The 11496-nt window shown below is 68.8% G+C and carries 14 protein-coding genes; 4 read left to right on the plus strand and 10 right to left on the minus strand.

Annotation, left to right across the window (positions count from 1 at the left end; translation table 11 throughout):
• A partial coding sequence (locus tag AC2VOP_RS08655) for an NAD(P)-binding protein (RefSeq protein WP_486960585.1) occupies nucleotides 1-694 on the minus strand: 694 nt, incomplete at its 3' end.
• 216 nt (nucleotides 695-910) lie between these two features.
• On the opposite strand from AC2VOP_RS08655, the gene AC2VOP_RS08660 reads away from it, so the two are divergent.
• Together AC2VOP_RS08660 and AC2VOP_RS08665 are read left to right on the plus strand one after the other, a co-directional pair.
• Nucleotides 911-1156 carry an antitoxin VapB family protein gene (locus AC2VOP_RS08660; protein ID WP_486960586.1) on the plus strand — a complete coding sequence of 82 codons (246 nt, stop codon included), beginning with the start codon at nucleotides 911-913 and terminating at the stop codon, nucleotides 1154-1156.
• Entirely contained in the window at nucleotides 1141-1545 is a 405-nt protein-coding gene (locus tag AC2VOP_RS08665; protein ID WP_428898876.1) for a type II toxin-antitoxin system VapC family toxin, read from the plus strand. The genes AC2VOP_RS08660 and AC2VOP_RS08665 overlap by 16 nt, the downstream gene beginning before the upstream one ends.
• Before the next feature lie 61 nt (nucleotides 1546-1606).
• On the opposite strand, the gene AC2VOP_RS08670 is transcribed toward AC2VOP_RS08665, so the two are convergent.
• Together AC2VOP_RS08670 and guaB are read right to left on the minus strand one after the other, a co-directional pair.
• Nucleotides 1607-2734, minus strand: a complete 1128-nt coding sequence (locus AC2VOP_RS08670) for a GuaB3 family IMP dehydrogenase-related protein (RefSeq protein WP_428898877.1) — start codon at nucleotides 2732-2734, stop codon at nucleotides 1607-1609.
• Nucleotides 2735-2754: 20 nt separating this feature from the next.
• Nucleotides 2755-4353 carry an IMP dehydrogenase gene (gene guaB / locus AC2VOP_RS08675; protein ID WP_428898878.1) on the minus strand — a complete coding sequence of 533 codons (1599 nt, stop codon included), beginning with the start codon at nucleotides 4351-4353 and terminating at the stop codon, nucleotides 2755-2757.
• A gap of 159 nt (nucleotides 4354-4512) precedes the next feature.
• Here guaB and AC2VOP_RS08680 point away from each other — a divergent pair, with 159 nt between their 5' ends.
• On the plus strand, nucleotides 4513-4926 hold the full coding sequence (locus AC2VOP_RS08680; protein WP_369740324.1) for a DUF5319 domain-containing protein: 414 nt from the start codon (nucleotides 4513-4515) through the stop codon (nucleotides 4924-4926).
• A 26-nt stretch (nucleotides 4927-4952) separates the two neighbouring features.
• On the opposite strand, the gene AC2VOP_RS08685 is transcribed toward AC2VOP_RS08680, so the two are convergent.
• The 3 genes from AC2VOP_RS08685 to AC2VOP_RS08695 all read right to left on the minus strand — a co-directional run bounded on the left by AC2VOP_RS08685 (nucleotide 4953) and on the right by AC2VOP_RS08695 (nucleotide 7206).
• Nucleotides 4953-5735, minus strand: a complete 783-nt coding sequence (locus AC2VOP_RS08685) for an anti-sigma-D factor RsdA (RefSeq protein ID WP_369740325.1) — start codon at nucleotides 5733-5735, stop codon at nucleotides 4953-4955.
• A complete protein-coding gene (locus AC2VOP_RS08690; protein WP_369740327.1) occupies nucleotides 5728-6303 on the minus strand; it encodes a sigma-70 family RNA polymerase sigma factor in 576 nt (191 codons plus the stop codon). The genes AC2VOP_RS08685 and AC2VOP_RS08690 overlap by 8 nt, the downstream gene beginning before the upstream one ends.
• Before the next feature lie 81 nt (nucleotides 6304-6384).
• Nucleotides 6385-7206 carry a hypothetical protein gene (locus AC2VOP_RS08695; RefSeq protein WP_369740329.1) on the minus strand — a complete coding sequence of 274 codons (822 nt, stop codon included), beginning with the start codon at nucleotides 7204-7206 and terminating at the stop codon, nucleotides 6385-6387.
• 378 nt (nucleotides 7207-7584) lie between these two features.
• On the opposite strand from AC2VOP_RS08695, the gene AC2VOP_RS08700 reads away from it, so the two are divergent.
• Nucleotides 7585-7893: a WhiB family transcriptional regulator gene (locus tag AC2VOP_RS08700; RefSeq protein WP_369740331.1), complete on the plus strand. Its 309-nt coding sequence runs from the start codon at nucleotides 7585-7587 to the stop codon at nucleotides 7891-7893.
• A 40-nt stretch (nucleotides 7894-7933) separates the two neighbouring features.
• Here AC2VOP_RS08700 and AC2VOP_RS08705 read toward each other — a convergent pair whose 3' ends face one another.
• The 4 genes from AC2VOP_RS08705 to groES form a co-directional block, all read right to left on the minus strand.
• Nucleotides 7934-8713: an enoyl-CoA hydratase gene (locus tag AC2VOP_RS08705; protein ID WP_369740333.1), complete on the minus strand. Its 780-nt coding sequence runs from the start codon at nucleotides 8711-8713 to the stop codon at nucleotides 7934-7936.
• A gap of 318 nt (nucleotides 8714-9031) precedes the next feature.
• Nucleotides 9032-9304 carry a type II toxin-antitoxin system Phd/YefM family antitoxin gene (locus tag AC2VOP_RS08710; protein WP_369740335.1) on the minus strand — a complete coding sequence of 91 codons (273 nt, stop codon included), beginning with the start codon at nucleotides 9302-9304 and terminating at the stop codon, nucleotides 9032-9034.
• A 161-nt stretch (nucleotides 9305-9465) separates the two neighbouring features.
• The gene (groL, locus tag AC2VOP_RS08715) at nucleotides 9466-11106 is read right to left on the minus strand and encodes a chaperonin GroEL (RefSeq protein WP_369740337.1); all 1641 of its coding nucleotides are present in this window, start codon (nucleotides 11104-11106) and stop codon (nucleotides 9466-9468) included.
• Nucleotides 11107-11188: 82 nt separating this feature from the next.
• The gene (gene groES / locus AC2VOP_RS08720; protein ID WP_007167930.1) at nucleotides 11189-11491 is read right to left on the minus strand and encodes a co-chaperone GroES; all 303 of its coding nucleotides are present in this window, start codon (nucleotides 11489-11491) and stop codon (nucleotides 11189-11191) included.
• Nucleotides 11492-11496: the final 5 nt, after the last annotated feature.

The raw sequence follows: 11496 nt of genomic DNA on the forward strand, positions 1-11496 counted from the left end.
CCTTCACCGTCGTCATCGGAAGCACCTGCGCCCCGGCGGATTCGGCGAGGCCCAGATAGTTCTTCACCAACGTGTTCTTGGCGCCGACGCGGCAGCCAGTCATGCACGAGCCGCACTCCAGGCAGCCGGTGCGTGCCGGGCCGGCACCACCGAAATACGGATCCGGGACGGTCTGTCCCGGCGCCTTGGTGCCGTCGGGACCGAAGAACACCCCGACCGGGGTCGGCACGAACGTGTCGCCACAGCCCATGTCGTCGGCCACCTCTTTGAGCACCCGGTCGGCGTCGGTGAAGGTCGGGTTCTTCACCACGCCCAGCATTCGCTGCGCCTGGTCGTAGTGCGGCATCAGCTCGCCGCGCCAGTCGGTGATGTGCGACCATTGCCGGTCGGCGAAGAACGGCTCCGGCGGCACGTAGAGGGTGTTGGCGTAGTTCAGCGAGCCGCCGCCCACCCCGGCACCGGCCAGGATCATCACGTTGCGCAGCGGATGGATGCGCTGGACGCCGTAACAGCCCAGCTTCGGCGCCCACAGGAACTTGCGCAGGTCCCAGGACGTCTGGGCGAACTCCTCGTCGGCGAAGCGGCGGCCGGCCTCCAATACCCCTACCCGGTAGCCCTTTTCGGTCAGCCGCAGCGCGCTGACACTGCCGCCGAAACCCGAGCCGATGATCAAGACGTCGTAATCCGGATTCACCGGTGCAGTATGAACCGCTTTACATCCGCCTGGTAACCGGGTCACCCATCGCCGCGTTGTCCACGAAACGTTGACGCTGCGTTCACCATCCCCGCTACCCGAAGCCCGCCACCCGAAGCCCGCTACCCGAATCTCTGTGTGGTGGTCGCGGGACCGACGAGTCCAGCCCGGGGCTGTCACCTTGAATACACAAAACCATGCATGTATACATGCAGAGTGGCCACTAAGACAATATCGATCGACCTCGATGCCTATGAGCGCCTTCGGGCCGCTCGGCGCACACCGAACGAATCATTTTCCCGCGTCATCAAGCGTGCGCACTGGCGCAACGAAGTTCCCACGGCGGCAGCGCTTCTCGACGCACTCGACGCCCTACCGGCGGTGGGCGACCACGTTCTCAGGCGCCTCGACGAAGCGCAACACGCCGACACACCGCCGCCGGACCAATGGCGCTCAAACTAAGCGTCGACACGACATTTCTCATCGATCTGCAACGGGAGAGATCTGCCGGTGACGACGACGGTGCCGCGCACCAGGTGCTCAAACGCTCGCCGGATGCCGAGTTGTTCCTTTCAACGATCGCGTTAGGCGAGTTCGCCGAAGGATTCGACCAAGCCGACGACCCGATCATCACCGCCATGCGCACGGGACACGCGGTCGTTCCGGTAGATGACCGGATAGCGTTGGTCTACGCAAGAGTGGCAAGGGCGCTGCGGCACCGTGGCGAACTGATCGGTGCCAATGATCTCTGGGTCGGTTGCACGAGCCTGCAATTGGGCATCCCGATCGTCACCGCGAACGTCGCGGATTTCCGGCGAATCGACGGGCTCGGCATCGTCCAATACCGTTGACGTTCAAGGCGTAAAGCGCGGCCACCGCGCACTGAGGCTGCCCCGCGATGAGTTGAGCACCTCAGCACCCGACGGTCAGGCCGACCTTCTGGAATTCCTTGAGGTCGCAGTATCCCGCCTTCGCCATCGACCGGCGCAGGCCACCGACCAGGCTGAGGCTGCCGAACGGGTCGTCGGAGGGCCCGTTCAGGACGCGTTCCATCGGCGGGCGCTCGCCGGCCGCGATCTGCAGCAGCGCCCCGCGTGGCAACGACGGGTGCGCCGCCGCCGCCGGCCAGAACCATCCGCCGCCCAGCGCCTCCGCGCACTCGGCCAGCGGCGTGCCCAACACGACCGCGTCGGCACCGCAGGCGATCGCCTTGGCCAGCTCACCGGAGGTGTGGATGTCGCCGTCGGCCAGCACGTGCACGTACCGGCCGCCGGTCTCGTCGAGGTATTCACGCCGCGCGGCGGCGGCGTCGGCGATCGCGGTGGCCATCGGGACGCTGATGCCCAGCACCTCGTCGGTGGTGGTCACGCCCCGGGTGGAGCCGTAGCCGACGATGACGCCGGCGGCCCCGGTGCGCATCAGGTGCAGCGCGGTGCGGTGGTCCTGCACGCCGCCGGCGACCACGGGCACGTCGAGCTCGGAGATGAAGGTCTTCAGATTCAGCGGCTCGCCATCGCTGGCCACCCGCTCGGCGGACACGATCGTGCCCTGGATGACCAGCAGGTCGATGCCGGCCGCGACGAGCACCGGCGTCAGCCATTGCGCGTTCTGGGGGCTCACCCGCACCGCCGTGGTGACGCCGGCCTCGCGGATGCTGACCACCGCGGCAGCCAGCAGTTCCGGGTCCAGCGGTGCCGCGTGCAGTTCCTGCAGCAGCCGTACCGCGGCCGAGGGTTCGGGCTCCTTCTCTGCGGCCTCGACGAGCTGAGCGATCTTGGCCTCGACGTCGGCGTGCCGCCCGATCAGGCCTTCGCCGTTGAGGATTCCCAACCCGCCGAGCCGACCGAGTTCGATGGCGAACTCCGGCGACACCAACGCGTCGGTCGGATGGGCCAGCACCGGGATCTCGAACCGGTAGGCGTCGAGCTGCCAGGTCGTCGACACGTCCTTCGACGAGCGGGTGCGGCGCGACGGCACGATGCTGACTTCGCTGAGTTCATAGGCGCGGCGCGCGATGCGGCCCATCCCGATCTCGACCATGTGGATATCCAGCGAGCTTTCTAACGGGCGTAGTAGTTGGGTGCTTCGACGGTCATGGCGACGTCGTGCGGGTGGCTTTCGCGGAGTCCGGCGGCGGTGATCCGGACGAACTGCGCCTGCTGCAGGGCCTCGATGGTGGACGAGCCCGTGTAGCCCATGGCGGCCCGCAGCCCACCGGTCAGCTGGTGGATCACCGACGACAGGGGGCCGCGGAACGGCACGCGGCCCTCGATGCCCTCGGGGACCAACTTGTCCTCCGAGAGCGCGTCGTCGGCGAAGTAGCGGTCCTTGGAGTAGGACCTGCCTGGAGCTCCGGCCCCACCCCTGCCCTGCATGGCGCCCAGCGATCCCATCCCGCGGTAGCTCTTGAACTGCTTGCCGTTGACGAAGATCAGTTCGCCGGGCGCTTCGGCGGTGCCGGCCAGCAGCGATCCCAGCATTGCCGTCGACGCACCGGCGGCCAGTGCCTTGGCGATGTCGCCGGAGTACTGCAGCCCTCCGTCGGCGATGACGGGCACGCCCGCCGGCCCGCACGCGGCGACCGCCTCGAGGATCGCCGTGATCTGCGGTGCGCCCACACCGGCCACGACGCGCGTCGTGCAGATCGACCCAGGCCCGACACCGACCTTCACCGCGTCGGCACCGGCCTCGACCAGTGCGGCGGCGGCGGCCCTGGTGGCCACGTTGCCGCCGATCACCTCGACTCGGTCGCCCACCTCGATTTTGAGCTTGCCGACCATGTCGAGCACCAGCCGATTGTGGGCGTGCGCGGTGTCGACGACCAGTACGTCGGCGCCCGCGTCGACCAGCATCATGGCCCGCACCCAGGCATCGCCACCGACGCCGACCGCGGCCCCCACCAGTAGCCGGCCGTCCTTGTCCTTGGTCGCCAGGGGGTGCTGCTCGGTCTTGACGAAGTCCTTCACGGTGATCAGGCCGGTGAGCCGACCATGACCGTCGACCACGGGCAACTTCTCGATCTTGTGGCGGCGCAGCAGGCCCAGCGCAGCGTCGGCGCTGACCCCTTCCTGGGCGGTGATCAGCGGGGCCTTGGTCATCACCTCGGCGACCGTCTTGGTCTGGTCGACCTCGAACCGCATGTCGCGGTTGGTGATGATGCCGAGCAGCGCGCCGGAGTCGTCGACCACCGGCAGGCCGGAGATCCGGAACCGTGCGCACATCGCGTCGACCTGCGCCAGGGTGTTGTCCGGCCGGCAGGTGACCGGATCGGTGACCATGCCCGCCTCGGATCGTTTGACCGTCTCGACCTGGCCGGCCTGTTCGGCAACAGGCAGGTTGCGGTGCAGCACACCCATTCCGCCGGCTCGCGCCATCGCGATGGCCATCCGCGACTCGGTCACCGTGTCCATCGCTGAACTGACCAGCGGCACTTTCAGTCTGATCTTCCTGGTGAGGTGGCTGGTGGTGTCCGCCGCGGCGGGCACCACGTCGGACGCCGCCGGCAGCAGCAGGACGTCGTCGAACGTCAGCCCCAACATGGCTACCTTGTTGGGATTGTCGCCCCCGGTCGGCACCGAGTTCTCCGTCAGGCCGCCGCGAAAATACGGACTCGCGACCAGGTCGGAACTGTCTTCCAGGTGGGACATGCCACGGGACATCGGTGAGGCCTCCATACGCATGCGAAGTGAGACACCCATCCTATCGGCTCGCCCCCCGCCGGTGACGATGCGCGCCGCGGACGGACCGCCGAATCGCCGCGGAGACGGCGCGCGTTTACCTGCTGGCGTTCCCGTCGGGGGCGTGCGTACCCTAGAGGGGTGCGCAACCACCTCCCCCCGGGTTTGCCGCCCGACCCGTTCGCCGACGACCCCTGTGATCCGTCGGCGGCTCTCGATGCCGTAGAGCCGGGTCAGCCGCTCGACCAGCAGGAGCGCATTGCGGTCGAGGCCGACCTGGCGGACCTGGCGGTCTACGAGGCGCTGTTGGCGCACAAGGGGATTCGCGGGCTCGTGGTGTGCTGCGACGAGTGCCAGCAAGACCATTACCACGACTGGGACATGTTGCGGGCCAACCTGCTGCAACTGCTGATCGACGGCACCGTCCGCCCGCACGAGCCGGCCTACGACCCCGAGCCGGACTCCTACGTGACTTGGGATTACTGCCGTGGGTACGCCGACGCTTCGCTCAACGAGGCGACCTCGGACGCCGACGGATACCCCCGGCTGCACTGAGTCGGCCGCACCGAGTCGCGCCCCGGCTAGGGGGCGCCGTCCGGCGCCTCCGGTGCGGGCACGGCGGTCTGGCCATGGCGGCGATGACCCCCGGGGAACGGCGTGGGCGCGGGACTCGATCCCTGTTCCGGCGGCGGAGGCATCGAGACGTCCGGCGGCTGGGACACCGGCGCCGTAACCCCGGGCCCTCCGGACGCGGGAGGCAGCGTCGCGTTCGGGTCGCGCGAGCGGACCTTCGTGTCGAGCAGGTTGACCTGGTCCATCAGGTCGTGCCGGCTGGCGTTGTCGTTCATCGACTGCACCGCGGTGCTGACCTCGGCCAGCTGCGTGTGCGCCTGGTCCCACTGGCCCTGGTTGATCATTTCCTGGACCTTGGCCAGCTCCGCCTTGGCGGACAACGTGATCTGGTCGTCGTTGACCCGGGGCTCGTCGAAGACCATCGCATGCAGGCCGTAGAGGGCGTCCCCGGGGCGCGCCTCGGCCACCAGGGCCCCGAACCCGCTGAGCGCCAGCAGCGTCGCGGCGACCGACCCGATCGCGGCCAGGCCCCGCCGGCTGCGCCGGCGTTCCGCGATCCCGGCGCGCAGCGCCTCGACGGCCTCCTCCGGCGACACCAGCGCGCTGGCCGGCGGCCACCGCAAGTTGTCGCGCCAGTCCTCCAGCAGTTGGGCCAGCGCCGCGTCGTCGGGGTCGTCGCGATCCTGCAGATCGACCGGGAGGCGTTCGGCGAGCGCGTCGAGCAGCACATCGGTACGGGCGAACTCGTCCATTCCCGGCTGGTCGCCGAGGGCACGTCCAAACTCACGCATAGTCACCTGCCGCAACGATTTCGGATTTGAGGCGCATCAGAGCACGGTGCTGGGCCACCCGCACCGCGCCCGTGGTGCTGCCGACGGCCGCGGCGGTCTCCTCCGCGGACAGGCCGACGACGACGCGGAGGATCAGGATCTCGCGCTGTTTGGCGGGCAGGATCTCCAGCAACTCGCTCATCCGGCTCACCGAGTCGGCCTCGATGGCCCGCTGCTCCGGACCCGCCTCGGCCGACCAGCGTTCGGGAACCGTTTCGGCCGGGTAGGTGAGATCGCGGCCCGCCGCGCGATGGGCGTCGGCGACCTTGTGGGCGGCGATCCCGTAGAGGAAGGCCAGAAAGGGCCGGCCCCGTTCGCGGTAGCGGGGCAGCGCCGTAATGGTGGCCAAGCACACCTCCTGAGCCACGTCATCGGCTGACAGACCACCTCGCTCGACCGTGCCGACTCGCGCCCGGCAATATCGCACCACTATCGGACGGATGGTCTCCAGCACCTCCCGTAGAGCCTTCCGGTCCCCCGCTGCGGCCTCGGCCACCGCGGCGTCGAGACGTTCCCCTTGAATTGTCATCGACGGCGGTATCTCCAACGTTACGGACCGGACACATCCCGGGGCTTACCTACGCAATGACAATAACGGGCGGAGGGCCGTTCAATCGGTATGCCAGGTTCCACCGGCGCGTCGCACCTGACCTGCGCAGATACCGCGAATTTCGGCCAAATTCCGTGCCGCAAACGTGACGCTCCCGATATCGATCAGCAAGCATGCCAGGGCCCATCGCAGTGGCGTCAGCCCCAGCCGGGCGGTCTCGTCCAGCGCGGTGTCGGCCACGGCGCGGGCCTTGTCGGTGGCACCGGCGCTGCACAGGGCGGCCGCCAGGACGACGTCGCTCTTGACCCGGTGCCGCGCCGAGGCGACCGCCATCGCCCGGGACAGTTCGACGGCCTCGCCGGCGTGGCGGACGGCGATGTCGCCGTGACCGCCGGCCATCGCCAGCTCGGCGGCCACCCACCGTCGGCGCACGGCAAGCCGGTCGGGCATCACCGGCCCCGGTTCCAGCACCTCGTCCACGCGGGCCAGCAACGCCGCCGCGGCGGCCAGGCGCCCGACGCCCAGCGCGTCGGCAGCGAGCCCGGTCAGCGCGTCGGCGCGCGCCTCGGGGTCCGCGCCCGCCAGGGCCAGGGCCCGACCGTCCCAGCCCCGCGCCACGGTGTGCCATCCCAGCTGGCGCAGGAACGATCCCTGCGTGCTGTGGGCCAGCGAGAGCAGGCGCCCCGGCGCACGGCCGCGCCGCAACTGGGCCAGATCGCGACAGGCGCTGCCGTATCGGCCCTGCCCACCGGCCGCCACCGCCCGCAGCCACAACTGCTGCGCGGTGCTCGCCGTCGGCAACGGCCAGCGGCCCGGCTCGCCGCCGAACGCGGCGGCGGCCAACTCCTCGTCGACCCCGGAAGTGTGATAAGTCTCAATCACCGGCATAGTAGTAAACAGTTCGTGCGGGTTGTGTTACCGAAATGTTAATCGCAAACGCGCCATGGCTAATTGCCCGGCGCCGCCCTCCCGGCACTGAGCTGGGACGATCTCGATTCGGCCAATTGCCTGGTAGCACCCCTTCCCGTCGGGGAATGCGGCATAGATGAACGCAGAGTAAAATATGCTCCAACGCTTACATATTTTGCCGTCCTAAGTGGCTATTGACGGAAATTCGCGGTCCCCCCTAACGTCTACCGGTGACGGGTTGTCATCGGTGACGCCGCTTCATTTCAGTTGCACCACAGCTTTTCGGACACTTCTCGGACGCTTCTGGAACTCGACCTCAACTGGCGTGCCGTGCAGAGAGGGAACAAGCCAATGCCACAGCCTGATCAGCTACCCGGGCCCAACGCCGACATCTGGAACTGGCAACTCCAGGGCCTGTGCCGCGGCGTTGACTCGTCGATGTTCTTTCACCCCGACGGTGAGCGCGGACGCGCACGCACGCAGCGCGAGCAGCGCGCCAAGGAAATGTGCCGGCAGTGCCCGGTGATCCAGCAGTGCCGTTCCCACGCCCTCGACGTCGCTGAGCCCTATGGCGTCTGGGGTGGCCTGTCGGAGTCCGAGCGCGACCTGCTGCTCAAGGGGGACATCGGCCGCGGGCGGGGCATTCGCCGATCGGCCTGAGTTGTCCTGAGCCCGGCGGCCGCGGACTGCGGCGCGGCCCTCACCCGTTCCAGCGGGGCGGGCGCTTCTCGATGAAGGCCTGGACGCCCTCGAGCGCGCAGGGATCCATCATGTTGGCGGCCATCGTCGCGCCCGCGTCCTCGTAGGCGGACTCGATTCCGGCTTCGATCTGGCGGTAGAAGAGGGCCTTGCCCATGGCGACGGCGACGCGCGGCTTGGCGACCACCCGCGCCACCAGCGCCTCGACCACGTCGTCCAGCGCCTCGGGGGCCGCCACCTTGTTGACCAGCCCCAGCACCCGCGCCTCCTCGGCCGACACGAACTCGCCGGTGACCAGCATCTCGAAGGCGGCTTTGCGGGACAGGTTGCGCGACAGCGCCACCCCCGGTGTCGCGCAGAAGAGCCCGACGTTGATGCCGCCGACCGCGAAGCGCGCGTCGCGGCCGGCCACCGCGAGGTCGCACATCGCGACGAGCTGGCAGCCCGCGGCGGTCGCCAGACCGTGGACACGCGCGATCACCGGCACGGGCAGGCGCTGGAAGGCCAGCATCACCGCCGTGCACTGCGCGAACAGCCGCTGGTAGTACTCGAGCGACGGCTCGGAGCGCATCTCCTTCAGGTCGTGGCCGGCGCAGAAGGCCGTGCCGGAAGCCGCGAGGACGACGGCACGCACCGCTTCGTCTTCGCCGAGCGCGCCGACGGCCTCACCGAGCGCCGCGAGCATCGCCTCCGACAGCGCGTTGAACGCGTGCGGGCGGTTCAGCGTCAGCGTGACGACGCCGCGCTCGTCGCGGTGTTGCAGCAGCAGCGGTTCTTCCATCGCTTGACCTCACTCGTCGCCCCGGCGCTGCTCGGACGCTAGCACCGGTCGCCCGAGCTGACGCCAAAGTCTCACCGATAAGCGTCCCTGCGCTTGGCCATGTTGAACACCGTCACTTCGCCGACGGCATCGTCGGTGGAGTACACCACCCGGTATTGTCCGAAGCGCTCACGCCAATCACGCTGACTCCAACCAGTTTCTTCACGTTTACGGGTCGCGGATCAGGGGACAAACCCACGACGACCTGCAGCGCGGCTTCCGACTCGGCACGTGGGAGCCGCTGTGACTGTCTGAGTACGTCCGGGTGAAACGAGATCTTCATCGGGCCGCGAACGCGTCGGCGTCGACACCGAGCTCATCGAGCATCTCCGCCAGAGGCAGCGCCCGAAACGAGTGTGCCCACAGCTCGCGCATCCGAAGCGCGTCGACGACATCGGCGTGCTCGTGCAACCGCTCGTAGTCGGCCAGGCTGATGATCACCGCGACTTCGGTGCCACTGTCGGTGATGATGGCTTCTTCGCCGGTCGCGGCCACCGCCCGCACCACAGCTCCCAGGCTGCCCCGCAGGTCGCGCAGACTATGCGCACTCATGTGTACACCGAGCGGGACAGTCGCAGCGCCGAAAAGGAACACCCCCGGCCGCTCGGATCGGAGCCGACTCCGTGGGATGCAACTCAGCGGTGATGACGCCCGCCGAACTGAATACGAAAGCGCCCCCGACATCAGCCGGGGGCGCATCCGCATTGCTCGCTTTAGTGGTGGTGGTGATGCCCGTGGCCGTGGCCATGTCCGTGACCGTGGCCGTCGCCCTCCTCCTCGGCGGGCTTGTCGACAACCGCGGTCTCGGTGGTGAGCACCATCCGGGCCACCGACGCGGCGTTGAGCACCGCCGACCGGGTGACCTTGACCGGGTCGATGACGCCGTCGGCGATCAGGTCGCCGTAGCGCAGCGTGGCGGCGTTCAGGCCGTGCCCCGCGGGCAGCTCGCTGACCTTGTTGACCACGACCGCGCCGTCGAGCCCGGCGTTGTCGGCGATCCAGTACAGCGGTGCGGCCAGGGCGTCGGAGAAGACATCGACCCCCGTCGCCTGGTCGCCGGTCAGCGACGCCCGCAGGTCGTCGAGCGCCTTGCGGGCCCCGATGAGCGCCGTGCCACCGCCGGCCACGATGCCCTCCTCGACGGCCGCCTTGGCCGCCGCGACGGCGTCCTCGACGCTTTCCTTGCGCTCTTTGAGCGCCGTCTCGGTGGCGGCCCCGACCTTGAGCACGGCGACCCCGCCGGCCAGCTTGGCCAGCCGCTCCTGCAGCTTCTCGCGATCCCAGTCGGAGTCACTCGCCTCGGCCTCGGCGCGCAGCTGCTTGATGCGGGCGGCCACCGCCTCAGCGGACCCGCCGCCGTCGACGATGATGGTGTCGTCCTTGCCGACCACGACCCGGCGGGCCGAGCCCAGGACCTCGACCCCGACCTCGCGCAGCAGCAGGCCGGCGTCGGGGTTGACCACCTGGCCGCCCGTGACGATCGCCAGGTCCTCCATGAACGCCTTGCGCCGGTCGCCGAAGAACGGCGACTTGACCGCGACGGCCTTCAGCGTCTTGCGGATCGAGTTGACCACCAGCGTCGCCAGTGCCTCGCCCTCGATGTCCTCGGCGATGATGACCAACGGCTTGCCCGCTTCGGCGACCTTCTCCAGCATGGGCAGCAGGTCGGGCAGCGAGCTGATCTTCTCCTGGTGCAACAGGATCAGCGGGTCCTCGAGCACGGCCTGCTGGGCGTCGAAGTCGGTCACGAAGTACGCCGACAGGTAGCCCTTGTCGAAGCCGACACCCTCGGTGAACTCCAGCTCGGTGTTCATCGTCGAGGACTCCTCGACGCTGACGACGCCGTCGGTGCCGACCTTGTGCATCGCCTCGCCGACCAGCTCGCCGATCTGCGCGTCGCGCGAGGAAACCGTCGCCACCTGAGCGATCGCCTCCTTGCCGGACACCGGAGTCGCCGAGGCCACCAGGGCCTCGGACACCGCGTCGGCGGCCTTGCCGATGCCCGCGCCGAGCTCCATCGCGTTGACCCCGGCGGCGACCAGGCGCAGACCGCCCTTGACCAGCGCCTGGGCCAGCACCGTTGCGGTGGTCGTGCCATCACCGGCGACGTCGTTGGTCTTGGTGGCCACCGACTTCACCAGTTGGGCGCCGAGGTTTTCGAACGGGTCCTCCAGGTCGATCTCGCGCGCGACGGTGACGCCGTCGTTGGTGACCGTGGGACCGCCCCAGGACTTGGCCAGCACCACGTGCCGGCCGCGCGGCCCCAGGGTGACCCGGACCGCGTCGGCGAGCGCGTTCACGCCCGCCTCGATGGCACGACGCGCGTCCTCGTCGTACTCAATGAGCTTGCTCATCAGGCTCCTTCTCGGCTACTGACGCATGCCGCCCCGGAAATCACCCGTGCTTCACACGGGGATCGCCGGGGCGGAACGCGGGTTACTTGGATACGACAGCCAGCACGTCGCGCGCCGACAGGATCAGGTACTCCTCGCCGTTGTACTTGATCTCGGTGCCGCCGTACTTGCTGTAGATGACGGTGTCACCCTCGGACACGTCCAGCGGGATGCGCTTTTCGCCGTCTTCGTCCCAGCGGCCCGGGCCGACGGCGACGACGGTGCCTTCCTGCGGCTTCTCCTTGGCGGTATCAGGAATGACCAGACCGGACGCGGTCGTGGTCTCGGCCTCGTTGGCCTGCACGAGAATCTTGTCCTCGAGTGGCTTGATGTTCACCTTCGCCACGATGG

Source organism: Mycobacterium sp. TH-M106 (assembly GCF_057473765.1).